Consider the following 25,493-nt stretch of genomic DNA (forward strand, 5'->3'; position numbering starts at 1 on the left):
ATCGGTCGTTCGGCGTCCTCACACAAAAGATCGGACGACGTCCGAACCGCGATCGAGCGCGGAGGCGGCTCGGGCCGGAGCCGCAGTTCGACGGACAAACTACTTACCCGCCCCCTCGTAACCGACCGTATGCGACGGGCTCTCCCCCTCGCGACGGCGCTCGCCCTGTTCGTTCTCCTCGTCGCGGGGACCGGCGGCGTCGCCGCGGCGGACGCGGCGGTCGCGGAGACCGCCGCCGACTGCGAGACCGAGGCCGACAACGAACTGGTCGGCTGTTGGAACGGGACCTACCACGCGGAGGAACTCGGGTTCGACCAGGAGGACGGGTTGACCGAGGCCCAACTCGAGGCGCTGACCCACCGGAGCATGGCGCGCGTCGAGCGGCTCCGGGAGCGGCCCTTCCGGACGGGGGTGCCGGTCGAGACGGTCACGCGGGAGGAGTTCCGATCGGACGGAACCGGCAACGGAAGCGAGGGGACGGCGGACGGCGAGCGGTTCAACCGCTGGAACGACCAGGTGTGGAAGGCGCTCTTCGTCGTCGGCGAGGACGAATCGAGCGCGGAGGCGATCGACACCGTGTTCGGCGGCTCGGTCTCGGGGTTCTACTCGCCGGCCGACGACCGGATCGTCCTCGTGGTCGCGGAGGGCGAGGAGCTCCAGGTCAGCGAGTCGACGCTGATCCACGAGCTCACCCACGCGATGCAGGACCAGTACCACGACCTCGCCGCGCCGCGGTTCGTCGGCGCGACCCAGGACGCGGACCTCGCGGTCGACGGGATCGTCGAGGGCGAGGCGGTCTACGTCGAGGAGCGGTACGTCGACCGCTGTGAGACGAACTGGAGCTGTCTCGAGGCTCCCGACGCGAGCGGGTCCGGCGGATCCGCGGCCGACTACAACGTCGGGATCCTCCAGACGATCCTCCAGCCGTACTCCGACGGACCGTTCTACGTCGAGACGCTCGTCGAGGAGGACGGCTGGAGCGCGGTCAACGAGACGATGAACGACCCGCCGTCGACGACGGCGGAGGTCATCCACCGCGAGCCCGACTACGGGACCCACGAGATCGACTTCGAGGACGCCGCCGAGGGCGGCTGGGAGACGTACGCCGGCCAGGGCGTGAACGGCTCCGAGACCGCCGGGGAGGCGTCGATGTTCGTGATGTTCTGGTACCAGAGCTGGGAGTACGAGAACGCCGTTCTCGAACCCACGGGTGACATCGACGAGAACGTCGAGATCCACACCGCCACCGACGAGCGGCTCCAGACGCGGTCGGCGTACAACTACGCGCACCGCGCGACCGCCGGCTGGGTCGACGACGAGCTGTACCCCTACCGCAACGACGCGGGCGACGACGGGCGGGACGGTTACGTCTGGGTGACCGAGTGGCGAACGACGACGGACGCCCGGCAGTTCCGGTCGACGTACCGTCGGATGCTCGACGCGCACGGCGCGGAGCACCGCCCTAACGGGGTCCGCGAGATCGACGACGGCGACTTCCGCGGGGCCTACGGCGTCGAACGGAACGGCACGAGGGTGACGATCGCCCACGCGCCGGAGCCCGAGGGCGTCCTCGAACTCCGCCCCGGGATCGACCTCGAGGAGCCCGCGTCGACGACGCCGGACGACGGGACGGACTCGGACGACGGAGTGGACTCGAACGAGGGGACGAGCTCCACGGACGGTGCGGACGACGACGATCCGACGGCGGACGGGGGCTCGTCGGACGGCGACACGGGCGACACGAGCGTCGGGGCCGACCCCGGCGACGGCAACGACGACGGGTCCACGGACGAGGGAGTGCCGGGCCTCGGCGTCGTCGCCGCGCTCGTCGCCCTGCTCTCCGTGACCGCGCTCCTCGCGCGTCGTTCGCGGCGGTAGCCGATCGCGACGCGGACGCCGCCGGCACCACCCGTGCCGGAACCGCCCGCGGCGGCACCGCCCGCGCCGACGACACGGATGACTTTTCGTCCCCGCCGACCGAACGCCCGATCATGAGCGAGTTCGACATCGTCGACGCCGAGGCGGTCCGGAGCGGGCGGGCCACCGACGCCTACTTCGACCGCACGGCGACCGCCCTCGAAGGCGCGGGACGGAACCCCCGCGTCGTCGCCGAGGTGACCGCGGACCAGTTCCCGACGGGGGAGTTCGAACTGCTGGCCGGAGTGAAGGACGCGGTCGCGCTGCTCTCGGGCCGCGACGTCGACGTCCACGCGATCCCGGAGGGTCGGCTGTTCGACGGCGGCCCGGTGATGCGGATCGAGGGCGAGTACCTCGAGTTCGCGCGGCTGGAGACGTCGCTTTTGGGCTTCCTCTCGCACGCCTCCGCCATCGCGACCGCCGCGCTCGACTGCCGGGTGGCCGCACCGGACTCGCAGGTGCTCTCGTTCGGCGCGCGCCACGTCCATCCCGCGATGACGGCCGCCGTGGAACGGTCGGCGCTCGTGGGGGGGTTCGACGGCTTCTCGCACGTCGCCGCGGGCGAGTTGATCGGCCGGGAGGCGTCGGGGACGATGCCGCACGCGCTCTCGATCTGTTTCGGTCGCGGCGAACAGGAGGCGGCGTGGCGCGCCTTCGACGAGGCGGTCGACGAGTCGGTTCCGCGGATCGCGCTCTGTGACACCTACTCCGACGAGGTCGACGAGGTCCTGCGGGCGGTCGACGCGCTCGGCGACCGGCTCGACGGGGTGCGCCTCGACACCACCGGCTCGCGCCGCGGCGACTTCAGGCACATCGTTCGGGAGGTGAACTGGGAGCTCGGCGCGCGCGGCCACGACGACGTCGCGGTCTACGTCTCGGGCGGGCTCGGCCCCGCCGACCTCCGGCGGCTCCGCGACGTCGTCGACGGCTTCGGCGTCGGCGGCTACGTCTCCAACGCCGACCCGGTCGACTTCGCGCTCGACGTCGTCGCGGTCGAGGACGAGCCGGCGGCCAAACGCGGGAAGCTCTCCGGCGCGAAGGCGGTCTACCGCACCGCCGAGGGCGACCACGCGGTCGGGCTCGCCGACCGCGACGGGCCGGCGGGCGCGGAGCCGCTCATGGAGCCCGTGATCCGCGGCGGCGAGGTCGTCGCCGACGACGCGTTCGCTCTCGACGCGGCGACGGAGCGAGCGCTCGCGGACGCGGAACGGGTCGGGTACGGGTCGGAGGGGTAGTCGGAGTCGTAGTCGGGTACGGGTCGGAGGCGGAGTCAGATCCGGGGTCGGGTACGACTGATCGCGATCTGGAGGAGCGGAGCGGAGGTTGCGCGTCGGTCTCGATCGAGGTCGGGCCGACTACAGTTCCTCGACCGCGCCGCCGTCCGCGCGCTCTCGGAACACCTGTCCCTCGATGAGCGTCACCATGGTGTCCTCGTCCTGCCAGGCGGTCGGCGAGAGCTTCGCCTTGCGGCAGGCCCGCGAGAGGAACTCGGCGCCCGACCAGCCGTTCTCGACGGGAACCGTCGGGTAGAGCCAGCCGTGGGTGTTGCCGCCGTCGACGGCGACGCCGTGGGTGCCGATCTCGAGGTCCTCGAGCGGGTCGTTCGTGAGGACGGTGTTCGAGACGATACAGACGGAGACGGTGAGGTTCTCGAGCTCCTTCGGCTCGACTTCGGACCCGCAGGAGTCGCCCGAGGCGGCCTTGATCGCGGCCTCGACGATGGCGTGTCCGAGTTGGTCCGACCCGTCCCACGCGCCGGCACACCCCCGCAGCCGGCCACGTCCGCGGGTGGATTCCAGTCGAACGAACGCGCCGGTTCGCGCGTAGAACGCCTCGCGCATGCTTCCGGGTTGTTCGCGTTGCCCGTGTCGAACGAACGACTCGACCGCCTCGCGTGCGAGTTCGACCGCTCGTGCCCCGTCGTCGTACGACAGCCGAACGGTCTGTGCCTCGGACATACACACTGTTAGCGGTGCTGACGACTTGAACGCTTCCCTTGATGGTGAACGTTCGTGATCGACCGGATTCAGGCGTTCTGGAGGGCACATGACGCTTTTTTCGTCGTTTTCGGCGTTCATCGATGCGGCATTTCTTTACTGATGGTCGAGCGTCCCGGGGAACGACCGCCGGTCGCGTCGCTCGCGGGCGTGAGCGGACTGAGGGGAGTAAGCCCCCTTCGGTTCGTCCCGACATTCGGCTGAGCGTCCGCGCCGTGGCCGGACTACCTGATGGCGCGGACTTGCACCGGCGAGGATTCGCCGTTCCATCCGTTCCCGCCCGTCTCATAACGTGGCGCTACCGCCTCGGGGCGGCAGCACCACGCGTGCCCTCATCGGGTTAACTCCCTTCCCTTGCGGGTCGGTTCGCGCGTTCGCGGGTGATCCCGCGAGCGCCGCGGCCGCCGAGGCGACCGCGCGAATCACGGGTCGGGGCGGGGGGTGTCGTTGCTGTTCCAGAGCCAGCCGTCTCCGACTCCGGGCGTGTGCCCGGTCGCCCGTCCGGCCGGTGGGGGGACTTTCCTCATGCTAAAGGCACGGGAGTCGGGCTCCCTCTGTCCGCTCGCTTCTATCCCCGCGCTCGGAATAAGCGATTCGGTCGGGACGGCGCTCGCCCCCGTCACGCCCGGCCCGAGCGCTCGACGCTCCCCGGAAGCGGCCCGTCGTATCCCTCGGGAACGTACGGACAGAGCGGGTCGCTCGCGAGCGGGTCGCCGGTGTGCGCGTACGCCCGCGACCGGCTCCCGCCGCAGACGTTACGGAACTCGCAGGCGCCACACTTGCCGGTCAGCCGGTCCGGATCGCGGAGCGCCTCGAAGCGGTCGGCGTCGCGGTAGACGTCGACCACGGACTCCTCGCGGACGTTCCCGGCCGACTCCGGGAGGAACCCCGACGGGTACACCTCGCCGACGTGGCTCACGAACGCGAACCCGCGACCGGCCGTGATCCCGCCGCGGCGCGCCGACCCCGTCCGGTCCCCCTGAAGCCCCACGCGCCGGTAGAACGGCGCCTCCGTGGTCTTCACGCCGAACGGCTCCGCCGCGTCGACCTCGTGGAGCCACTCCATCACCGCCTCCGCGCGCTCCGGGGAGACGGGGTCGAGGACCCGCCCGCGGCCGACGGGGACGAGGAAGAAGACGGACCAGAGGACGGCTCCGAGGTCGCGGACGCGGTCGCGGATCGTCGGGAGCTCCTCGACCGTCTCCGCACAGACCGTCGTGTTGATCTGAAGCGGCAGGCCGGCGTCGCGGGCCGCCTCCGCCGCCGTGAGGGTGTCCGCGAAGCTCGCCTCGCCGCGGAACGCGTCGTGGCTCTCGCGGGTCGCGCCGTCGAGGCTGAGCGCCATCCGTCGCACGCCGGCGTCCGCCAGACCCCGGACCCGCTCGGGCGTGAGCGAGCGGGTGCCGCTCGGGGTGATCGTCATTCGGTTTCCCCGCTCGGCCCCGTACTCCACCAGTTCGAGGAGGTCCTCGCGGGCGAGCGGGTCGCCGCCCGAGAGCACGACCAGCTGTCCGTCGCCGAACTCGGCCGCCTCGCGAAGCAGGCGCTTCCCCTCCGCCGTGGTGAGCTCGTCGGGGTGACGGGCCGGCTTCGCGTCGGCCCGACAGTGCCGACAGGCGAGTTCACACGCCTGCGTGACTTCCCACACGAGCACCAGCGGACGCCGGTCGGTGTCGAGGTCGTCGAACATGGTCGTCTCTCGGCGGCTACGAGCCCCTCCCCGTTCAGCGATCGAGCGAACGTGTTCGCGGCGCGTTCCCATCCCCTGACAGCGCGCTCGAACCGATATGTCCCCGTCGTGGCTACGGCCCGCATGGTCGAGAAAGCGCAGCGCAGCGTCGAGGAGACGCCCCGTCGGACCCGGGAACGACGCTGGGAGGTGTTCGTTCGCGAGTCGAAGTCGGACCCGATGCGACGCGTCGGGACCGTCGCGGCCCCGTCCCCGGCGGTCGCCCACGAGGAGGCGAGCCGGCTGTTCGCGTGGTACGCCCGCGACGTCTGGCTCTGTCCGGCGGACGAGACCCACCGGTTTTCGACGTACTCGCTCGCGGAGACCGAGGACGAGGAGGGTGACGCCGAGAACGCTCGTTCCGGTGGCGAACCGCGCGTCCACGAGGAGACGGAGGGGACCCCGAGGGTCCGAGGGGGAGAGGACCGTCGATGATCTCGATCAGCAAGCTGCTGTGCGGGCTCGACGCCGAGAGCGACGGGCTCCGATACGACGCCGCCGACGGATCGGCCGAGCCGCAGATCACGGAGCGGAAACAGCGTCGCCCGGTCGTCGTCTGGAACGCAACGAAGCGGTGTAACCTCTACTGTGACCACTGCTACGCGGGCGCGGACTCCGACGGCGCGCCCGGCGAGCTCTCCACCGCGGAGGCGAAGGGGCTCCTCGGTCAGCTCGCCGACTACGGCGTCCCGGTCGTGCTCTTCTCCGGCGGCGAGCCGCTGATCCGCGAGGACCTCACGGAGCTCGTCGCGTACGCGGCGGACCGCGGGATCCGGCCGGTGCTCTCGACGAACGGGACGCTCCTGACGCGGGAGGCCGCCGCCGAGTTGAAGGAGGCCGGGCTTCGGTACGCCGGCGTCTCCGTCGACGGGCTCGCCGAGCGCAACGACGCGTTCCGGGGGCGCGAGGGGGCGTTCGACGCGGCGGTCCGCGGCATCGAGGCGTGTCTCGACGTCGGGTTGAAGACCGGGCTCCGGTACACGATCACCGAGGCGAACGCGCCCGATCTCGAGGGCGTGATCGACCTGCTCACCGACGTCGGCGTCGACCGGTTCTGCTTCTACCACCTGGATTACGGCGGCCGCGGGGCCGACATCGTCGACGTCGACCTCACGCCCGAGCGGAAGCGGGAGGCGGTCCGGACGCTCTGTGACCTCACCCGCGAGTACCACGACCGCGGCGAGGAGATCGAGACGCTGCTCGTGGGCAACTACGCCGACGCCGGCTACCTCGTCGAGTACGCCCGCCGGGAGCTGGGCGTCGAACACGCCGAGCGGATCCGCGAGTACCTCGAGCGGAACGGCGGCGATCCGGCCGGCGAGCGCGTCGCCGACGTCGACCCCGTCGGGAACGTCCACCTCACGCAGTTCTGGCAGGGCCACGCGCTCGGCAACGTCCGCGACCGCCCCTTCTCCGCGATCTGGGAGGACGAGTCGGACCCGCTCCTGTCCGCGCTGCGCGACCGCGACGAGCGGCTCACCGGGCGCTGTTCCGACTGTCAGTACCGCTCGATCTGTCGCGGCGGGTCACGGCTCCGGGCGCTGCGAACGACCGGCGACCTCTTCGCGCCCGACCCGCAGTGTTACCTCCGCGAGGAGGAGATCACGCCGGCGACGCCGGGCGCGGCGGACTGACCGCGACGCGGCGTCCCGGTTCTCGATCCGGCCAACGCGCGGGGCCCGTCCGCTCAGAGCGGGAGCAGCGCCGCGCCGCCCTCCGCCATCTCCTGGAGTTCGTCGCTGTACGTTACGGTGACGTACAGCAGGGTGAAGATCACCGCGTTGTGGAGCCCGTGGAGCAGCGCCGGGACCACCAGGTTCTCGGTGTACTCGTAGACCGCGCCGAAGACCAGACTCGGGAAGAAGAGGATCGCGACCGTGGTGAGTCGTCCCGAGACCCCGCCCGTCAGCGCCATCACGTGGATGAACGCGAAGATCGCGGAGGCGATCGCGATGGCGGGTGCCGCCGGCAGCGACTCCCGGAGCCGCCCCTGGACGACTCCGCGGTAGAGTATCTCCTCGCACGGGCCGACGACGAGGAACATCGCGACGACGAAGAGCGGGATGATCGTCGGGTTCTGTATCGCGAGCTCCGCGCTCTGGTTCGAGGCCGTCTCCGCGCCGAGCAGTTGGACGACGGAGGAGACGACCAGAAGCGTGATCACGATCACGACCCAGCCGCCGACCACGAGCCCGATCTCGGTCAGGCTCGGCCGCCGCACGCCCAGATACGAGACGATCCCGGACCGGTCGAAGCCCCGCCACGCGAGGTAGCCGACCGCGAGCCCGCCGAACGCGACGTACTGGCCCACGATCAGCGTGAGCAGCACGTACACCGCGAGCGGCAGCCCGCCGACCGCGGTGTCGACGAGGAACAGCCCCTGTCCCCCGAGGAGCGCCAACACCGGACCGAGCACCCCGAGCGCCAGCGCGACGGCGACCGCGACGGCGGGCGAATCGTTGGGGGCGGTCGCCGACGGGTCGGTGGCAGGGTTTGCGGTCGAGTCGTCCTCGACGGCCGGCTCGGAGGCGGGGTCGTCGGGAGCGACGGAGTCGTCGTCGGTCGCGTCCGCGGCGGGCGCGCGGTCGACCGGATCGTCGCGGGAGGGATCCGTCATCGTCCCCCGTTGGAGGCGACCGGGCAAAGGGTTTGTCCGTCGGTCGCGGGTCGCCGTCGCCGCGGCGGCGAACGAGTCGTCGTCATCGGTACAACAGCTCGTACCACGTCACGGCGGTCACCGCCCGGCCGTCACGGAGTTCGTCGTCGACGACGCTCGCGAGCAGGTCGTCGTAGGGGACGGTCTCGACCGCGATCGACTCGTCGTGGTCGAGGTCGCGGTCGGCGGTCGGCTCACAGCCCGTCGCGAGGAAGTGGTGGTGGACCGCGTTCGTCACGCCGTTGGCGGGCTCCACCGTCGTGAGCCGTTCGAACTCCGCCGCCTCGTAGCCGGTCTCCTCGGCGAGTTCGCGGGCGGCCGCCCGCTCGAGGTCGTCGCGGTCCTCGGGCTCGACCGTCCCGGCGGGTAGCCCGCGGTTGGTCCGGCCGACGGCCTGTCGCCACTCGTCGATGACCACGACGTCGCCGTCGGGCGTCAGCGGCAACACGACCACCGCCGGCGGCTCGTCGACGTAGTGGTACTCCCCGTCCCTGCCGTCGGGGAACCGGACCGCGTCGCGGCGCACGTCGAACCCCGGACAGCGGTAGTCGATCTCCGTGTCTGTCGTCTCCCACGCGAGGTCGTCCATGTCCCCGACTCGGCGCTCGGCGAGGTAAACCCTCGGCATCGGGCCGGCGACGCGTTCGGGTACCGCCGATCTCACCCGCGATCCGTCGTCGACCGCCGGTCCCGGACCGTCGCGGCCACGCGCGCTGCGACCGTCCCGCCGATCCACGCCAGCGTCCCCAACACGAGCGCCTGAACGCCGAGGTAGACGAGGCCGTCGACCCCGAGGAGCGCGGCGACCCGTTCGAGGAGGGGCCGTCCGGGGAGGCCGAGCAGATAGTGGTCTGCGCTGTACCCGAGGAGGGACGCGTAGACGACGACCCACGCGACCGCCAGCCCGTCGCCGCGATGTGCGAGGGCGGCGGCGACGAGGACGCCGGCGACCGCCGCGTCCCACGGGAGGAACACGACGCCGCCGGGGATCTCGAAGACGCCGACGGCGTAGCCGACGAAGACGCCGAGGAAACACAGCGCGGCGGGGAGGAGCCGCCGGAGTGGACCGCGTTCGTTCGAGCCGATGAGGACCGTTCGGAGCGATGGGGACACGTCGGCGTCTCCTCCGGCATGACTGATAAACCCACGGGGTCGCGCCGGCGTCCCGGATCGGCCGGGCCGATCGCGTTCGTCGCCGAAACCGTCGATAGCGGCCATCCTCTCCGGTTCGTATCGGCCGGGACCGATCCGAAGGAAACGCACTTGCCTCGTGGCCCGATAGGACCGATATGAGTGGGGCCGAGTGGGAGGAAGACGACCCGTTCGAGGAGCAGCGCGCGGAGGTCGAGAACCCGATGAAGCGGCTCTTCGCCGAGTACGGTCGCCCGTACCTCCCGCAGGCGTCCGTCGGGGTCCTCGCCAGCGTCTTCGCGCGGCTGCTCGATCTGCTCCCGCCGCTGATGCTGGGGATCGCCATCGACGCCGTCTTCTACGAGGACGCGCGCTTCAGCGACCAGATCCCGCTCGTGGTCCTGCCGGACGCGTGGCTCCCGGCGGGCCGTACCGAGCAGTTCTGGTTCACGATCGCCGTCATCGCCGGAGCGTTCGCGCTCGGCGCGGCGTTCCACTGGGTCCGTAACTGGGGGTTCAACGCGTTCGCCCAGAACATCCAACACGACGTCCGGACCGACACCTACGACCGGATGCAGCGGCTGAACATGGAGTTCTTCTCGGACAAACAGACCGGCGAGATGATGTCGATCCTCTCGAACGACGTGAACCGGCTCGAGCGGTTCCTCAACGACGGAATGAACTCGCTGTTCCGGCTCGCCGTGATGGTCGTCGGCATCGGCGGACTCCTGGTGTGGATCAACTGGCAGCTGGCCCTCGTGGCGCTCCTGCCGGTCCCGGTCATCGCCGGGTTCACGTACGTCTTCATCCGGACGATCCAGCCGAAGTACGCCGAGGTCCGTTCCTCGGTCGGGAAGATGAACTCCCGGCTGGAGAACAACCTCGGCGGCATTCAGGTGATCAAGTCCTCGAACACCGAGCCGTACGAGTCCGACCGCGTCGACGACGTCTCGATGGACTACTTCGACGCCAACTGGGGCGCGATCCAGACCCGGATCAAGTTCTTCCCGGCGCTGCGGGTGCTCGCGGGCATCGGCTTCGTGTTCACCTTCGTCGTCGGCGGCCTCTGGGTGTTTCAGGACGCGCCGCCGGGACCCTTCACCGGCGAGCTCTCCGTCGGGATGTTCGTCGTGTTCATCCTCTACACCCAGCGGTTCATCTGGCCGATGGCGCAGTTCGGCCAGATCATCAACATGTACCAGCGCGCCAGGGCCTCCTCGGAGCGGATCTTCGGGCTGATGGACGAGCCCTCGAAGCTCGAGGAGGACGCCGACGCCCCGGATCTGGTCGTCGAGGAGGGAGAGGTCGTCTACGACGGCGTCACCTTCGGCTACGACGAGGAGCCGATAGTCCGGGACGTCGACTTCGCCGTCGACGGCGGCGAGACGCTCGCGCTGGTCGGACCGACCGGGGCCGGGAAGTCGACCGTCCTCAAACTGTTGCTCCGGATGTACGACGTCGACGAGGGGTCGATCCGGATCGACGGCCAGGACGTCGGCGAGGTCACGCTGCGGTCGCTGCGCCGGTCGATCGGCTACGTCGGGCAGTCGTCGTACCTGTTCTACGGCACCGTTCGCGAGAACATCACCTACGGGGCCTTCGAGGCGACCGACGAGGAGGTCCGCGAGGCCGCGAAGGCCGCGGAGGCACACGCGTTCATCGAGAACCTCCCGGACGGCTACGACACGATGGTGGGCGAACGCGGCGTGAAGCTCTCCGGCGGACAACGCCAGCGAGTCACCATCGCCCGTGCGGTGTTGAAGGACCCCGACGTCCTCGTCCTCGACGAGGCCACCTCGGACGTCGACACGGAGACGGAGATGCTGATCCAGCGGTCGATAGACCGACTTACCGCCGACCGGACGACGTTCGCGATCGCCCACCGGCTCTCGACCATCAAGGACGCCGACACCATCCTCGTGTTGGAGGACGGCGAGGTCGTCGAGCGGGGCACCCACGACGAGCTGTTGGAGAACGGGGGGCTGTACGCGCACCTCTGGGGCGTCCAGGCCGGCGAGATCGACGAGCTGCCGCAGGAGTTCATCGACCGAGCCCAAGAGCGGACCGCGCGAGTCCTCGAGGACGCCGAGGGCGACGACGATTAGCGAGGCCGGCGACGACGACTAACGGGCTCGACCTCTACGAGCGACGGACGGTCCGGACGCGCTCACGGCGCCCGTCGGCTCCAGTCCCCGGTCTCCCTGCCGACCGTCTCCGGGTCGACGGAGTTCCCGGTCCCGTCGACCCCGACGGCCGCGAGGATCACGTCGCGGACCTGGCGCGGTTCGCGGAACGTCGCCACCTCGGTCCGGCGCAACACCTCCTCCAGTCGGTCCGTTCCGCCGGCGTGTTCGAGTTCGAAGCCGCCGTACTGCTCTATCAACTCCTCTTTCGTCACCGGGTAGACGTGTTCGCGGAGCGCCGGCTTCAGCGGGCCGAACCGAACGCCGTAGACGGCCTCCGAGGTGGTCTCGTCGTCGGACATACCCGCCGATCCACGCCCGACGGATTAAGTATCGGGGGACGAATCGTGACGAGGATCGATCCCGACGGTCCCCGCGGCGCCGACGGTCGACCGTCGACTATACGGGGCCGGTCCCCGGAGGAACGGTATGCGACTCGCGGACGCGACCTGGACCGACGTGCGGGACGCCGACGTCGACGTGGCGCTCCTGCCGGTCGGCAGCACCGAACAGCACGGCCCCCACGCGCCGCTCGGCACCGACACGCTGAACGCGGTCGCCGTCGCGGAGGCGGCCGCGGCGGCGTACGACGCGGAGCCGCGAGCGGGCGTCGCCGACGGCGTCCCGCGCGGCGAGGCGCTCGTCGGGCCCCCTATCCCCGTCGGCGTCGCCGAGGAGCACCGCGCGTTCGACGGGACGATGTGGGTGAGCCCCGACGCCTTCCGGGCGTACGTGCGGGAGGCGGCCGCCTCGTTCCCGGCACACGGCGTCGACCGCGTCGTCCTCGTGAACGGCCACGGGGGGAACGTCGAGGCGCTCGCGGAGGTCGCTCGCCGCTTCTCGCGTGACCCCGCCCACGACGGCTACGGCGTCGCGTTCACTTGGTTCGAGGCGGTCGGCGAGCACGCGGGCGACATGGGCCACGCGGGGCCGCTGGAGACGGCGCTGTTGCGCGCGGCGAACCCCGACCTCGTCCGGGAGGACCGCGTCGACGACGCGCGCGACGGGGGAACCGACCGCTGGGGCGAGTGGGTCTCGGGCGTGAACCTCGCGCACGACTCCCACGAGTTCACCGACAACGGGGTCGTCGGCGACCCGACCGCGGGCGACGCCGAGCGCGGCCGGGAGCTGCTCGACCTCGCGGGCGACGCGCTCGCCGAACTGGCGCGGACGGTCGTCGACCGGGAGACAGAAAACGACGGGTAGCCCGCTCAGATGAGGTCGTCCGGGTCGTGGGCGTCGCGCATCCGACGCGCCTCCGCCGCGTAGCGCTCCCGTAGCTCCGGGTCGTCGACGGCCCCGAGCTCGCCCGGGCCGGCCTCGACGGCCGCGGTGGTGTCCCGCACGTCCGAGAAGGACGTGAGCGCGCGCTCCTTCCGGAAGTACCGCTCGCCGTCCGGCGTGGCGTACGTGAGGATCACCACGTTCTGCTCGTCGTCGGAGTAGGTCCGCTCGACCAGCCAGACGCGAACGTCCTCCGTGGTTGGTTCCGCCATGTCGGAGGGTTGGGCCGCGCGGGACATAAACGGCGGAGGGCGTTCCCGTTCGGGAAGACGACCCGAGGAGGACCCGAGCGCGGAGGGATCGGAAGACGCCGAGAGCCGAGAACGAGGAAGCTACTCGTCGTCGTCGGCGTCCTGGAGCGCGCCGCGGATCGCGGGGACCGTCCCGGTGAGCGAGGCCACCTCCTCGGCGGCCGACTCGATGTCGCCCACGAGCGACTGTAGGTCGGCGATCTCGTCTTCGAGGTCCTCGGCGTCCTCGAAGGCGTCGGCGCGCTCGCCGAGGACGTACGCCTTCTTCGCCGACCGGACGTGGTCGACCGCGTCCCCGACGTCGAGAGCCGATTTGAGCCCGTTGAGCGCGCCGAGCACGTTCTCGGCGTCGGTCACCCACACGTCGTCGGGGTCGGGCAGTTCCTCGCGGGCGGCTTCGAGGTGTTCCTCGACCTCCGCGCGGGTCTCCGCGGCCGCCTCCCCGAACAGGTCGTCGTCGTCGAACGTGGACTGGCTCATGCGGGGACCGTCGTGCCGACGCGGTTTATATCCGAGCCCGAAAGCGAAAGTGAAATCCGGCGATAGCGTGGCCCCGTGTGGGATCGACGAAGTCGCGTGCGGCTCAGACCCGGCCGAGGAGTTCGAGCGTCACGAGGAGGATCGCGACCGTCAGGAACCCGGCGAGGACCGCCAGGGTACGCAGCCACGGGAGGACGGTCTCGGCGTCCGGCGTCGCCGCGATCAGGAGTCGGAGCGCCCGCGGGTCGGCCTCTCCCTCGTTCATGTTCGAGCCACGGGGCGGCGACCAGATGAAGCCGACTATGAGGCGTCCGTCCGGGATCGGCGAGGTCGGGAGCGGTGCGGAGCGAAACGGAGCGAAACGGAACGAGACGGAACGGTACGTACGGAACGGAGCGGTACGGATCCCGATGGAACCGCGTCGTCTACGCGATCTTCCCGTACTGCTCGGAGAGCTTCTCGGCGGCCTCGTCGAGGAGTTCGGTTTCGTACTCGTCGAGGTCCCACTCGATCACCTCCTCGACGCCGTCGGAACCGAGCTTCGCGGGGACGCCGAGCGCGGTGTCCTCGTAGCCGTACTCGCCGTCGAGCACGACCGAGCAGGGGAGCACCTCGCCGGTGTCGTCGAGGATGGCCTCGACCGTGTGCGCGACGCCGGTGGCGGGACCCCACTGGGTCGCGCCCTTCCGGCTTATCACGTCCATCGCGGACTCCTGGAGGTCCGCTAAGATCTCCTCCCTCTCGTCGGCGTCGAACTCGGGATCGCGGCCGTTCACGCGTACCTTCGAGAAGACTGGCGCCTGCGCGTCGCCGTGCTCGCCGAGGATCGTCGCCTCGACGTTCTTCACGGGCGCGTCGAACCGCTCGGAGAGGACGTATCGGAAGCGCGCGGAGTCGAGCCGCCCGCCGAAGCCGACCACCTGACCGCGGTCGCGGTCGCCCGCCTCGTAGAGGTGTCGGTTGAGCAGGTCGACCGGGTTCGAGGTGGTGACCGTGACGAAGTCGTCGTTGTGCTCGGCGAGCGACGAGCCGATGTCCTCCATGATCGGGGCGTTGTCGCCGGCCAGGTCGATCCGGGTCTGTCCCTCCTTCCGGGGGATCCCCGCCGTGATCACGACGACGTCCGAGCCCGCGGTGTCCGCGTACTCGCCCTGTCTGACCGTCGTGTTCGAGTCGTAGGCGACGCCGTGGTTCGCGTCCGCCGCCTGGCCGATCGTCGTCTCGCGCTGGTCCGGGATGTCGACGAAGACGAGCTCGTCGACCACGTCGCGCAGTGCGAGGTTGTAGCCGGCCGCGGCACCCACCGTCCCCGCCGCGCCGATCACGCTGACTTTACTCATGTCACCTGATACCGCGGTCGGACGGCGAGTAAACGTTTCGGAACCGACGGTTCGGAACGACGGTTGGGCATCGATTTTCGCCGTCGACTTTCGCCGCCGATTCCCACGAGCGTCGCGAAAACCATAACTCCGGCCGCCGCACACTCCCTCGTAGTGCCGACGTTCCGCTACCCGTGTCCCGGCTGCCGGACGACCAACAGCCTCCACGACGCCGACTGCGAGTTCGAGGGCGTGAGCTGGCCGACCGTCGAGAAGGCGTACACGGACCTGCTGTCGGTCCTCACGAGCGAGCCCGACGGGCTCCCCGAGCCGGCGCTCCGGGAGGCGGTCCCCGGCGAGTGGGGCGGGCTCCACAAGGCCGCGCTGGGCGCGCTCGAACGCGAGCAGCGGGTCATCCGCGACGACGACGACCTCAGACTGCTCACCGCCGCGGAGTTCAAGGAGCTCGTCTCGGAGCCGACCCGCGAGCCGATGCGAACCGTCTACGAGCGCGGCTCCGTCCCCGGCTGTCACGACAACGCCGTCTTCGCGATGGTCGCGTGGTACGAGATGGTGGGGCTCTCCTGGCCGGAGACGAAGGAGAACGTCGTGGAGTGGCTCCGGACCTCCGGCGCGTGGGACCGCGGCGGCTTCGAGGAGTCCTCGCCCGAGGAGCTCGTCGAGTCGAAACGCCACGTGTACGACGCCGGATACGGCTGGAAGGAGAAGGGACAGGCGGCGAAGCGGGTCATCGAGCGACACGGCTGACCGTCGACGCCGCCCCGTTTAAGCCCCGTCGGGACGTTTCACGACCGTGACACACCCGGAAGCGGGAGCGGCGTCGATCGACGGCGCGGACGAGGTCGCGGCGTCCTCGTCGGAGGGGAGTTCCTCGAGGCCTCCGGCCGTCTCGAATCCCCGCCGCGCGCTCGCCGTGGTGATCGGCGTCGTGTTCATCGACCTCGTCGGCTTCGGGATCGTGATCCCGATCCTTCCCTTCTACGTGCGGTCGTTCGGCGTCAGCGACGCCTTCATCGGGCTGCTCGCGGCGTCGTACTCGCTCGCACAGTTCCTCGCCGCGCCCACGCTCGGACGGCTCTCCGATCGGATCGGTCGGAGACCCGTTCTGCTCGCGTCGCTCGCGACCGCCGGGGTCGCGTGGGTGACGTTCGGCTACGCCGGGGAGTCCGGCGCGCGCTTCGGAACGACCGCCGCGCTCGCGACGCTCTTCGCCTCCCGGACCCTCGCGGGAGCGATGGGGGGCAACATCGCCGCCGCGCAGGCGTACGTCGCCGACATCACCCCGCGGGACCGGCGAGCGGGCGCGCTCGGGCTCGTCGGCGCCTCGTTCGCGCTCGGGTTCGTCTTCGGGCCGGCCATCGGCGGGCTGCTCGCCGCCGACCCCGTGGTCGCCCGCGCCGACGCGCTCCTCCCGTCGTTCGTCCCGGCGACGCCGTACTCGCTGCCGAGCTTCGCCGCCGCCGGGATGAGCTTCCTCGCGGTCGGCATGGGCGGTCTCTTCCTCGAGGAGCCGGACCGCGACCGCTCCGGCGGATCGGCCGCCCGGACGACCGCGATCGGACAGTTCCGGGAGGCGCTCGACTCCGTCACCCTCCGGCCGCTCACGGTCGCGTACTTCCTCGTCGCCGTCGCGTTCGCGGGCGTACAGGTGATGTTCATTCCGTACGTCGCCGACGCGTTCGGCTACGACGCGACCGCCGCCGCGTTCCTGCTCACCTACGTGGGCGTCCTCGGCGCGGTGAACCAAGGCGTGCTCGTCGGACGGCTCTCGCGGGTCGTCCCCTCCCGAACGCTCGTCGCCGCCGGCTCCGTGGTCCTCGGCGGGGCGCTCGTCGCGATCCCGACGACCGGGGTCGTCGACCGCGTCGCCGGCGGCGTCGCCGTCGGCGGCCCGGCGTGGCTCACGCTCCCGCTCGTGCTCCTCCTCGTCGCGCTCGCGGCGCTCTCGTTGGGGAACGCCCTCGTCAACGTCTCGCTGGCGACGCTCGTCTCGGCGTCCGCCGGCGACGCCGAACAGGGGGCCGCTTTCGGCGTCACGCAGGGCGCGTCGAGCCTCGGCCGGACCGTCGGCCCGCCGCTGATGGCGGTGTTGTACACGGTCGCCGTCGCCTCGCCGTTCCTCGTCGGCGCCGTGCTCCTCGTCCCGGTCGCCGTCGCGTTCGGGCGGCGGTCAGGCGGCGTTCGGACCGAGTGACCGCGACAGTTTTACGCCGACCGTCGTCGTCGTAGCCGACACATGCTCCCCGACGTCGTCCCCGCGTGGCCCGCCGTCGGGTCGATCGCCGGCGGGGTCGGCGCGCTCGGGCTGGCGTGGGCGATCCGCCGCCACCGCGGCCGGCCCGGCGTCCATTGGTTCCTCGGGGTGTTCGCCGCGCAGGCGACGTGGTGTCTCTCCTACGGGGTCGGGCTGCTCGTCGACGACCTCGCGATCCGAATCCTCCTGGAGGCGACGACCTGGCTCGGGATCGTCTGGACCGGCGTCGCGTTCCTCGGCTTCGCGCTCGCGTACACGGGACGGAGCGACGTGCTTCGGAGTCGCCTCTTCGTTGCCGCCGTCGGCTTCGGCCTCCTCTCGACGCTCGTGCTTGCCACCAACCCGGTCCACGGCGCGTTCTGGACGGGGTTCGGGGTCGACCCCGTCTTCGGCGTGTCGACCGTCTCGTACGCCTTCGGCCCGTGGGCGTACCTCGTCGTCGCCGTCGAGACGGTGCTCGTCGCGAGCGCGGTGTTCCTGCTCGTCGACACGCTTCTCAGTTACGGCCCGCTCTATCGCCGCGAGAGCGCCGCGGTCGCGTTGAGCTCGCTTCCGCCCGGATTCGCCCTGGTCGCGTGGACGCTCGAGATCGGTCCAGTCCCGCAGCTCCAGCTCGCGCCGCTCATGTTCGTCCCGCACGTGCTGCTCGACGCGTACGCGTTCGACCGCGCCGAGATGTTCGATCGACACCCGACGACCAGCCGCGCCGCCGAGCGCACGGCGATCGACGACCTGACCGACCCCGTGATCGCGCTCTCGCTCGACCGACGGATCGTCCGGCTCAACCCGGCCGCCGAGACGCTCCTCGGGGTCGAGGCCGCGACCGCCCGCGACCGGCCGCTCGACGCGTTCCTCGACGTGCCGATCGGCGGCGAGAACGACGAGGGCGACGAGACCGACGACGCGGACGCCGAAGTGGCGGTCGAGACGCGGGGGCGGCGACGAACCTACGCGGTGTCGACCTCGAAGCTGACCGATCCGAACGGAACCCACGTGGGGTACACCGTCGTCCTCTCGGACGTCACCGAACGCGAGCGCCGCCGGCAACAGCTGGAGGTGCTCAACCGGGTGCTCCGCCACAACCTCCGCAACGACGCCGGCGTCGTCAACGGGTACGGCGAACTGCTCGTCGAGCGGCTCGAGGACCCCGAACTCGTGCGGATGGCGGACGCTATCGAGCGACGCTCCGGCGCGCTGGCCGCGCTCGGCGAGAAGGCCGGAACCGTCGAGTCGCTGCTCGACGACGCCGACCCGACCGCGGTCGACGTCGACGAGACGGCCGAGTCGATCGTGGCCGCCGCCCGCGATCGAACGCCGAGCGCGACGGTCGAACTCGTGATCGGCACGGAAACGGGGGGCGGACCCGGGGCCGAGATCGGTACCGTCCGTCTCAGAGCCGACGCGCTCCGGGCGATACTCGAGAACAGCGTGGAGAACGCGATCGAACACCACGACGGCGAGGGGACGGAACGCGAGGACGGCGGGCCGTGGGTCCGGGTGACGCTTCGGCGCGAGAGCGCGGAGGGCGGCGAGAACGACGGCGGTCGGAACCGCCTCGTCCTCGTCGTCGAGGACGACGGACCGGGGATCCCCGACCACGAGGTGAAGGCGGTCGAGTCGGGCCGGGAGACCGCGCTCGAGCACGGCTCCGGGCTCGGACTGTGGGTCGTCGAGTGGGCCGCCGGCGCGCTGGGAGCCGACGTGGAGTACGCCGACCGCGACCCGCGCGGAACGCGGGTGACGGCGTCGGTCCCGGTCGCGGACGAGGAGTGATGCGCCGATCGTGTTCGAACGAGCCCGAAAGGGCCGTTTCCCCGCTTCTCAGTCGCTCTGGATACGTGGCGCGAGCATATACGTCACGTGGCCCAACCCCTCGCCGAAGCCGTAGTGGAGCTTGACGGGGAACTCCTCGCCGAGCTCGACGGTGACCTCGGCGTCGCCGGGGATCGCCTTGTTCATGTCCTTGAGGTAATCGAGGCTGAAAAGCGAGTCCGCGGAGCCGGCGGTGAGCGCGATGAGGTCCTCGCGGGCGAGCTCCAAGTCGACGTCGTCGGTGTCGCCTTCCGCCTCGATGAGGAACGTCTCCGCGGTCTCGTCGACGCGCAGCCGGATGTGGTCGGAGACCATGTCGGCGGCCTTCACGCCGCGGTCGAGCTGTGCACCCTCGACGACGATCTCCGCGGGGAGGTCCAGGTCGGGAATGTCGGGCTCCTGGCGGATCGAGTCCGGGTCGATGAGCGCGAGCGTGTACGAGAGCCCGTCCGTCTCGATGTGGAGCTTGCGGGTCTCCTCGTCGAGTTCGAGGTGGATCAGGTCTCCGGAGTTGGCCATACCGGCGATGTCCTCGAGGCGGGCGAGGTTGACGCCGATGACGCCGCCGTCGGCCTCGTAGGACTCGAACGCGGCGGCCTCGAGGGTGAGATCGACCATGCCGACGTTCGCGGGATCGACCGCGCGGATCGAGAGCGCCTCCTCGTTCAGGCGGATCTTACACTCGTCGACCAGCACGCTCACCGAATCGAGCGCGTCCTGCAGCGTCGACGCGCTCACGATGGCCTTGAACATATACGAGCGACTAGGGTGGTATCCCCTAAAAAGGCACCCAATCCGAGCGCCTCCGCGTCGCTCGCAGCCGGCTCACACGAGGGGTTCGACGAGTTCGCGGCCCGCCGCCAGCAGCGCCTCGACCCGGTCGTCCGAGTCCGCCTCGGCGTAGACGCGCAGCTTCGGCTCGGTCCCCGAGGGGCGGACGAGGAGCCAGGAGCCGTTCTCCAAGAGGAGCTTGAACCCGTCGAGCGTGACGACCTCCGCGACCGCGTGGCCGTCGACCGACTTGGGGATGTGACCCTCCAACTCGGCGAGGACCGCCTCCTTGCGGTCGTCGGGGCAGTCGATCGACACCTTCCCGGCGGCGATGTGGCCGTGTTCGTCGAGCAGGCGGTCGACGCGGTCGTCGAACGGCTCCGCCTCGGTCGCGTCGGCGGCGAGCAGCGCCATCAACACGCCGTCCTTCTCGCGGACGTGCCCGCGCACGGAGAAGCCGCCGGACTCCTCGCCGCCGAACAGCGCGTCGTGTTCGCCCATCGCCTCGGCGACCCACTTGAACCCGACGGGCGTCTCGTACACCTCCTCGCCGTGTGCCTCCGCGATCCGGTCGACGAGGAACGTCGTGGAGACGGTCCGAACCGCCGGGCCGGAGTCGGTCTCCAGCAGCCGGTCGTAGCAGGCGGCGTAGAAGAGGTTGGCGTCGAGCACGCCACGCTCGGGCGTCACAACCGCGACCCGGTCGGAGTCGCCGTCGTTGGCGACGCCGAGGTCGATATCGTTTTCGGGGTCGGTCACCAGTTCCGCGAGCTCCTCGAGGTGCTCCGCGCTCGGTTCGGGGGACTCCCCGCCGAACGTCGGGTCCCGGTCACAGCGCAGACGACGCACCTCCGCGCCGGCCGACTCGAGGAGCGCGTCCGTCACGCCGCGACCGCTGCCGTGCATCGCGTCGTACGCGACCGTGAGCCCGTCGAGGTCGGCGTCGACGAGGTCGCGGGCGGCCTCGGCGTGCGGGGTCACGAAGTCGTGGCGTCGGACCTCGCCGCGTTCGTCCTCGGGAAGGAGGTCGGGCTCCGCGAGCCGCGAGACGACGTCCTCGGTCACCGCGGGCAGCGCGGGGGCCCCGTCGCTGGGGATGAACTTCACGCCGTTGTACTCGGGCGGGTTGTGGGAGGCGGTGACCATACACGCGCCCGCCAGTCCCTCCGCGACGATCCCGTAGGCGATCAGGGGGGTGGGCACGTCGCGTTCGGGCAACAACACGTCGAAGCCGTTCCCCGAGAGCACCTCGGCGAGGCTCTCGGCGAACCCCTCGGAGGTCTCGCGGGCGTCGTACCCCACCGCGACCGGCTCGTCGTGGCCCGCCGCCTCGAGGTGGTCGGCGACCGCCTGTCCCACGATCCGCACGCGCTCGTCGGTGAAAGTGTCGAGCGTCGCCCGCCAACCGTCCGTGCCGAAGGAGATCCGGTCCATGTCCGCACCCTGGACGGCCGGGACCATAACGTCCGGTGTCGCTCGCGAACCTTGCGTGGGAGTCGGCGACGTGAACCGGGGGGCGAATCGCTCAGTACACCACCTTTTTCTCGTCGAGTCCCCTCGCTCACTGCGTTCGCTTCGGGAACCGCTCCTCGAAAAACCTGGAGGGAAAAAGGCCGACGGCTCGGCGTTCGCCTCGCCGTCGGTGAACCGCTCGCTTCGCTCGCGGATGTTCACTACAGATGAAGAACTGACCGATTCATGCGGTGGCGCGCCCGCGAGCGAGCCGAAGGCTCACGAGACGGAACGCGAGGGACGCGGCGAACGGAGTGAGCCGCAGCGAGGCGCTCCGCGCCTCTGGCAGCCGGACGTAGTCCGGCGACGAGGCTGGGGAGGTATGAGGTTCGGGGCTGGGCGGTGCGGGGTGGGACACAAAGAGACAGGCGGCTCCGGGAAGACGGCCGACGCAAGCACCGCAGCGAACGAAGTGAGCGAGGAACACAGCGAGGCCCTCGACCGGAGCCGCCTGGGGCTTTGATAACGTTCATCCCGCCAGCAACGATCCTCTTCTACTCATCCCGATCCCTATCGAGACAACCGTACAACTAGCACTCGAAATATAACGGCCGATTCGTCCCGAGTCGGTCGAAAACGACTCCGCGGACGGTCATGCGACACCCCGTTCCGTCGGTATGAAACCGAGAACCGGATATCGATCGAAGGCACCACACGAACCGCCCACGCCTCACGCCGAACCGCCCTCGTTTTTGGTTCCTCGGTCCGAACCCGGCGTATGGCACGGATCGTCGCGATCTCCGGCAGCCGTCGGGAGGCGAGCACCACGAAGGCCGCCCTCCGCGTGGCGCTCGAGGCCGCGGCCGACGCCGGCGCGGAGACCGACCTGATCGATCTGGGCGCGGTCGACCTCCCGCTGTATCACCCCGACGAGGACGACCAGGGCGACAGCGAGCGCCTGAAACGCCGGGTCCGCGAGGCCGACGGCGTGCTCGCGGGCACCCCCGTCTACCGCGGCTCCTACTCCTCGACGTTCAAGAACTTCCACGACTTCTGCGGCTCCCACGAGTACGAGGACACCGCGGTGGGACTGCTCGCCACCGCGGGCGGGGGCTCCTACGGCGGCACCCTCGAACACCTCCGGTCGACGTTCCGGAACGTCCACGCGTGGGTCGTCCCCCACGAGGTCGGGATCCGCGGGGCCTCCTCGGAGATCGACGACGGGAGGTTCCGCGACGACGACCTCCGGAAGCGGACGGAGCGGCTGGGCCGGATCGTGACCGAACACGCCGAGCGGCTGCGGGAATGAACGGGATCCGTCCGGACGAGTTGGACGAGCGTCTCGGGGGCGGGAGCGGAGAGGGAAGCGAAGGGACGAGCGGAGACGAACCGTTCGTCCTCGACGTTCGCCCGGCGGACGCGTACGAATCGGGGGCGATCGACGGGAGCCACAACCTCCCCGTCTACGAGGACCTCCGCGGCGGCGACGAGTCGGCGCTCCGTGCGCGTTTGGACGAGGTGCCGCGCGACCGCGAGGTCATCACCGTCTGTAAGATGGGGATCGTCGCGAAGCGGGCGACGAACGTCCTCGAGGAGGAAGGATACGACGCGAGGACGCTCGCCGGCGGGATGAGCGGGTGGAACGGCTATCGGGTCGGGTCGCTCGGGTACAAGATTCGGTCGCTGTGGTGGCGGATCCGGTAGCGGATGGATAGCCGCTCCGGGAATGGACGGCCGGCGGAGCGTCACCTCTCACCTCCCCAGCCTCGCACCGGCCGCGCCGCCGGAATCGCGGCGGCGCGGCCGGACGCTCCCTCGCGCGCGTGCCGCTCGGACTCCCGTCGGTCGTCCTCACGGGTCGCGCACGCCGAGGACGGCAGTCGGGGTGCTGGGGGGGTCGAGCGGGCCGGGTTATGACTCGCCCGCGTCTCCCTTCTCGAGCAACTCGACGAGCAGCGCGTTCTGGGCGTGCATCCGGTTCTCCGCCTGGTCCCACGCGAGCGCGCGGTCGGACTCGAGCACGTCGTCCGTGATCTCCTCGCCGCGGTGGGCGGGCAGACAGTGCATCACCTTCGCGTCGGTCCCGGCGAGCAGGTCGGCGTTCACCTGGTACCCGTCGAAGGCGGCGACCTTCTCGTCGCGCTCGTCCTCCTGTCCCATCGAGACCCATACGTCGGTGTAGACCACGTCCGCGCCGTCGACGACCGCCTCGGGGTCCGCCGTCGGCTCCACCTCCGCGCCGAAGGCGGCCGCGCGCTCGAACACCGCAGGGTCCATCCCGTACTCGGCGGGCGTGGCGACTCGAACGTCGATCCCCGCCATCGCCGCGCCGACGACGAACGACTGGCCCACGTTGTTGCCGTCGCCGACCCACGCGACGGTGGCGTCCTCGCCGACGAACTCCCGGATCGTGAGGAGGTCCGCGAGCGTCTGACAGGGGTGTGCCTCGTCGGTGAGTCCGTTGATCACGGGGCAGTCGGCGTGCTCGGCGAGCGTCTCGACGTCGGCGTGGTCGAACAGCCGCGCCATGACGGCGTCGACGTACCGGCCGAGCACCCGTGCGGTGTCCCGAAGCGGCTCGCCGTGCCCGAGCTGGAGGTCGTCCGGCCCGAGGAACATGGCGTGGCCGCCGAGCCGCGTCATTCCCGTCTCGAAGGAGATCCGCGTCCGCGTCGAGGGCTTCTCGAATATCATCCCGAGCGTCGTGTCGGGGAGCCGCGGCTCCGTCTCGCCGGCCTTCATCGCGGCCGCGCGGTCGAGCAGGGCGTCCAGTTCGGCCGGCGTTACGTCGTCGATGTCGAGGAAGTCGTCGGTAGCGAGTGGCATGTGTGGGTGAGTTCGATGGCTGAGACGTGGTTGATCTGCGTCGATGGTTCGGATTCGGTGATGGGTCGATACGGGAGGCTTCGGAGAGAAGGGAGCGCCGCGGCCCGCGGCCGCGACGCCTATCGTCGGTCGCGACAGACGTCGGCAAGAACGGTCGTCGCCCGGTCGAGCTCCGAGAGCGGGAGCCGCTCGTCGGGCGCGTGGTCCAGCTCGGAGTTTCCGGGGCCGTAGGTGACCATCGGGCACTCCCACTCGGCCGCGTAGAGGTTCATGTCGCTCGTGCCGGTCTTTCTGAGCAGGCGAACGTCGCCGCCGGCCCCACGGATCGCCACGCGGAACGCCCGCGCGAGGTCCGTGCGGGGGCTCTCCATCACCGGCGGGATCGGCTCCTTCCAGTGGACCGAGCCGGTCGAAAGCTCCGCCTCCGCGAGCTCGTGGACCTCGTCGACGGTGCGGGCGGGAGGTACCCGGAGCTGCACGTCCATCGCGGCCTCGACGGCGAGCCCGTCGTCGGTCAGCCCGCCGTCCATCGAGACGGGCTTCGTCGTCACCTGCTCGAAGACGGGCGTCTCCGAGTCCGCCGGCGTGAACGCCTCCTCGACGCCGTGCCACCAGTCGATCGCGTGCTGGATCGCGTTGGGCTCCGGCCGCGAGGAGTGGCCCGACTCGCTGGTGTTGACGTACGTCCCGGAGAGGAATCCGCGGTAGCCGAGGGTGACGCCGTCCCAGCCGGACGGCTCGCCGTTCACCACCGCCTCGGGCGCGTCGCGGTCGGCGACGAGGTGGCGCGCGCCCCGCGAGTCCGTCTCCTCGCCGACGACCCCGACGAAGGAGACGCCGGTCTCGACGGCGGCGACCGCCATCGAGACGAGCGGGCCGGTCGCGTCGACCGCGCCGCGGCCCCACAACACGGGCTCGCCCGGCTCGCCGACCCGGACGTCGGTCCCGCCGAGGTCGTCCACGTCCTCGGGAGCGGGACGCACCTCGACGGGGATGTCGCCGGGGACGGTGTCGACGTGCGAGGTCAGGAGGACCGCGTCGTCCGCGGGCGCGCGGACGTTCCCGACCTCGTCGATCCACGCCTCGCGGCCGTTGGCCTCGAAGAAGTCGACGAGCCGCTCGGCGGCCGCCGCCTCCTCGCCGGACGGCGAGGGGATCGAGACCAGGTCGTACAGCAGCTTGCGGGCCGGCGTGTCGCAGGCCTCGGGGTAGCCCCCGCCGGCGACCACGTCGGTGCCGGCGTCGGCGTCGTCGGCAGCGTCGGCGTCGTTGACCGCATCGGCAGCGTCGCCGTCGTCGGCAGCGTCGGCGTCGTTGGCCGCATCGGCAGCGTCGGCGTCGTTGGCCGCATCGGCAGCGTCGGCGTCGTCGGCAGCGTCGGCGTCGCCCGCCGCGTCGGCAGCGTCACCG

Annotated in this window: 25 protein-coding genes and 1 other RNA gene; 11 read left to right on the forward strand and 15 right to left on the reverse strand. The window is 70.8% G+C overall.

Features of this window, described 5'->3' with window-relative positions; translation table 11 throughout:
* The first annotated feature begins 129 nt into the window (after window positions 1-129).
* A complete protein-coding gene (locus F3H10_RS09645) occupies window positions 130-1,878 on the forward strand; it encodes an Hvo_1808 family surface protein (protein WP_149784564.1) in 1,749 nt (582 codons plus the stop codon).
* Window positions 1,879-1,991: 113 nt separating this feature from the next.
* A complete protein-coding gene (locus tag F3H10_RS09650; protein WP_149784565.1) occupies window positions 1,992-3,152 on the forward strand; it encodes a nicotinate phosphoribosyltransferase in 1,161 nt (386 codons plus the stop codon).
* Between the two features lie 120 nt (window positions 3,153-3,272).
* On the opposite strand, the gene F3H10_RS09655 is transcribed toward F3H10_RS09650, so the two are convergent.
* The 3 genes from F3H10_RS09655 to F3H10_RS09665 form a co-directional block, all read right to left on the reverse strand.
* Window positions 3,273-3,875, reverse strand: coding sequence for a TIGR00296 family protein (locus F3H10_RS09655; protein ID WP_149784566.1), 603 nt, complete (start codon window positions 3,873-3,875; stop codon window positions 3,273-3,275).
* A gap of 196 nt (window positions 3,876-4,071) precedes the next feature.
* Window positions 4,072-4,473: RNase P RNA component (rnpB, locus tag F3H10_RS09660), an RNA gene on the reverse strand.
* 60 nt (window positions 4,474-4,533) lie between these two features.
* Complete coding sequence (locus tag F3H10_RS09665; RefSeq protein ID WP_149784567.1) at window positions 4,534-5,604, reverse strand: radical SAM protein; 1,071 nt, start codon at window positions 5,602-5,604, stop codon at window positions 4,534-4,536.
* Between the two features lie 123 nt (window positions 5,605-5,727).
* Here F3H10_RS09665 and F3H10_RS09670 point away from each other — a divergent pair, with 123 nt between their 5' ends.
* Window positions 5,728-6,078: an Htur_1727 family rSAM-partnered candidate RiPP gene (locus tag F3H10_RS09670; RefSeq protein ID WP_149784568.1), complete on the forward strand. Its 351-nt coding sequence runs from the start codon at window positions 5,728-5,730 to the stop codon at window positions 6,076-6,078.
* Complete coding sequence (locus tag F3H10_RS09675) at window positions 6,075-7,277, forward strand: TIGR04347 family pseudo-SAM/SPASM protein (RefSeq protein ID WP_149784569.1); 1,203 nt, start codon at window positions 6,075-6,077, stop codon at window positions 7,275-7,277. The genes F3H10_RS09670 and F3H10_RS09675 overlap by 4 nt, the downstream gene beginning before the upstream one ends.
* Before the next feature lie 53 nt (window positions 7,278-7,330).
* Here the strand turns inward: F3H10_RS09675 and F3H10_RS09680 are convergent, their stop codons facing one another.
* The 3 genes from F3H10_RS09680 to F3H10_RS09690 form a co-directional block, all read right to left on the reverse strand.
* Entirely contained in the window at window positions 7,331-8,260 is a 930-nt protein-coding gene (locus F3H10_RS09680; RefSeq protein WP_149784570.1) for a CPBP family intramembrane glutamic endopeptidase, read from the reverse strand.
* 82 nt (window positions 8,261-8,342) lie between these two features.
* Window positions 8,343-8,888 (reverse strand): NUDIX hydrolase, encoded by a 546-nt coding sequence (locus F3H10_RS09685; RefSeq protein WP_149784571.1) that lies wholly within the window; start codon window positions 8,886-8,888, stop codon window positions 8,343-8,345.
* 71 nt (window positions 8,889-8,959) lie between these two features.
* The gene (locus F3H10_RS09690; RefSeq protein ID WP_149784572.1) at window positions 8,960-9,412 is read right to left on the reverse strand and encodes a hypothetical protein; all 453 of its coding nucleotides are present in this window, start codon (window positions 9,410-9,412) and stop codon (window positions 8,960-8,962) included.
* Between the two features lie 176 nt (window positions 9,413-9,588).
* Here F3H10_RS09690 and F3H10_RS09695 point away from each other — a divergent pair, with 176 nt between their 5' ends.
* A complete protein-coding gene (locus F3H10_RS09695) occupies window positions 9,589-11,535 on the forward strand; it encodes an ABC transporter ATP-binding protein (protein ID WP_149784573.1) in 1,947 nt (648 codons plus the stop codon).
* A 62-nt stretch (window positions 11,536-11,597) separates the two neighbouring features.
* On the opposite strand, the gene F3H10_RS09700 is transcribed toward F3H10_RS09695, so the two are convergent.
* Window positions 11,598-11,915, reverse strand: a complete 318-nt coding sequence (locus tag F3H10_RS09700; protein ID WP_188127916.1) for a DUF5789 family protein — start codon at window positions 11,913-11,915, stop codon at window positions 11,598-11,600.
* Window positions 11,916-12,042: 127 nt separating this feature from the next.
* Between F3H10_RS09700 and F3H10_RS09705 the strand changes: the two genes are divergently transcribed.
* Window positions 12,043-12,819 carry a creatininase family protein gene (locus F3H10_RS09705; RefSeq protein WP_149784574.1) on the forward strand — a complete coding sequence of 259 codons (777 nt, stop codon included), beginning with the start codon at window positions 12,043-12,045 and terminating at the stop codon, window positions 12,817-12,819.
* Window positions 12,820-12,824: 5 nt separating this feature from the next.
* Here the strand turns inward: F3H10_RS09705 and F3H10_RS09710 are convergent, their stop codons facing one another.
* From F3H10_RS09710 to mdh, 4 genes are all read right to left on the reverse strand, one after another.
* Window positions 12,825-13,109 (reverse strand): hypothetical protein, encoded by a 285-nt coding sequence (locus F3H10_RS09710; protein ID WP_149784575.1) that lies wholly within the window; start codon window positions 13,107-13,109, stop codon window positions 12,825-12,827.
* A gap of 120 nt (window positions 13,110-13,229) precedes the next feature.
* The gene (locus F3H10_RS09715; protein ID WP_149784576.1) at window positions 13,230-13,628 is read right to left on the reverse strand and encodes a DUF5790 family protein; all 399 of its coding nucleotides are present in this window, start codon (window positions 13,626-13,628) and stop codon (window positions 13,230-13,232) included.
* A gap of 103 nt (window positions 13,629-13,731) precedes the next feature.
* Window positions 13,732-13,893, reverse strand: coding sequence for a hypothetical protein (locus F3H10_RS16095; RefSeq protein WP_188127917.1), 162 nt, complete (start codon window positions 13,891-13,893; stop codon window positions 13,732-13,734).
* 160 nt (window positions 13,894-14,053) lie between these two features.
* Complete coding sequence (gene mdh, locus F3H10_RS09720) at window positions 14,054-14,968, reverse strand: malate dehydrogenase (RefSeq protein ID WP_149784577.1); 915 nt, start codon at window positions 14,966-14,968, stop codon at window positions 14,054-14,056.
* Window positions 14,969-15,121: 153 nt separating this feature from the next.
* On the opposite strand from mdh, the gene F3H10_RS09725 reads away from it, so the two are divergent.
* From F3H10_RS09725 to F3H10_RS09735, 3 genes are read left to right on the forward strand one after another with little or no spacing between them, the layout of a single operon-like run.
* Window positions 15,122-15,715, forward strand: a complete 594-nt coding sequence (locus F3H10_RS09725; protein WP_149784578.1) for a DUF7474 family protein — start codon at window positions 15,122-15,124, stop codon at window positions 15,713-15,715.
* A gap of 46 nt (window positions 15,716-15,761) precedes the next feature.
* Window positions 15,762-17,162 (forward strand): MFS transporter, encoded by a 1,401-nt coding sequence (locus F3H10_RS09730; RefSeq protein ID WP_149784579.1) that lies wholly within the window; start codon window positions 15,762-15,764, stop codon window positions 17,160-17,162.
* A 42-nt stretch (window positions 17,163-17,204) separates the two neighbouring features.
* Window positions 17,205-18,995 (forward strand): histidine kinase N-terminal 7TM domain-containing protein, encoded by a 1,791-nt coding sequence (locus F3H10_RS09735; protein WP_149784580.1) that lies wholly within the window; start codon window positions 17,205-17,207, stop codon window positions 18,993-18,995.
* A gap of 48 nt (window positions 18,996-19,043) precedes the next feature.
* On the opposite strand, the gene F3H10_RS09740 is transcribed toward F3H10_RS09735, so the two are convergent.
* Both F3H10_RS09740 and F3H10_RS09745 read right to left on the reverse strand, forming a co-directional pair.
* The gene (locus F3H10_RS09740; protein WP_149784581.1) at window positions 19,044-19,787 is read right to left on the reverse strand and encodes a DNA polymerase sliding clamp; all 744 of its coding nucleotides are present in this window, start codon (window positions 19,785-19,787) and stop codon (window positions 19,044-19,046) included.
* 72 nt (window positions 19,788-19,859) lie between these two features.
* Window positions 19,860-21,239: a phosphoglucomutase/phosphomannomutase family protein gene (locus F3H10_RS09745; RefSeq protein ID WP_149784627.1), complete on the reverse strand. Its 1,380-nt coding sequence runs from the start codon at window positions 21,237-21,239 to the stop codon at window positions 19,860-19,862.
* Between the two features lie 796 nt (window positions 21,240-22,035).
* Here F3H10_RS09745 and F3H10_RS09750 point away from each other — a divergent pair.
* Complete coding sequence (locus F3H10_RS09750; protein ID WP_149784582.1) at window positions 22,036-22,566, forward strand: NADPH-dependent FMN reductase; 531 nt, start codon at window positions 22,036-22,038, stop codon at window positions 22,564-22,566.
* Complete coding sequence (locus F3H10_RS09755) at window positions 22,563-22,961, forward strand: rhodanese-like domain-containing protein (RefSeq protein ID WP_149784583.1); 399 nt, start codon at window positions 22,563-22,565, stop codon at window positions 22,959-22,961. The genes F3H10_RS09750 and F3H10_RS09755 overlap by 4 nt, the downstream gene beginning before the upstream one ends.
* Window positions 22,962-23,168: 207 nt before the next feature.
* On the opposite strand, the gene argF is transcribed toward F3H10_RS09755, so the two are convergent.
* Both argF and F3H10_RS09765 read right to left on the reverse strand, forming a co-directional pair.
* The gene (gene argF / locus F3H10_RS09760) at window positions 23,169-24,083 is read right to left on the reverse strand and encodes an ornithine carbamoyltransferase (RefSeq protein WP_149784584.1); all 915 of its coding nucleotides are present in this window, start codon (window positions 24,081-24,083) and stop codon (window positions 23,169-23,171) included.
* Window positions 24,084-24,202: 119 nt separating this feature from the next.
* Window positions 24,203-25,312, reverse strand: coding sequence for a [LysW]-lysine hydrolase (locus tag F3H10_RS09765; protein ID WP_149784628.1), 1,110 nt, complete (start codon window positions 25,310-25,312; stop codon window positions 24,203-24,205).
* Between the last annotated feature and the right edge of the window lie 181 nt (window positions 25,313-25,493).

It is taken from the genome of Halorubrum aquaticum, assembly GCF_900113615.1.
In the GTDB taxonomy this organism is placed as follows: Archaea; Halobacteriota; Halobacteria; order Halobacteriales; family Haloferacaceae; genus Halorubrum; species Halorubrum aquaticum.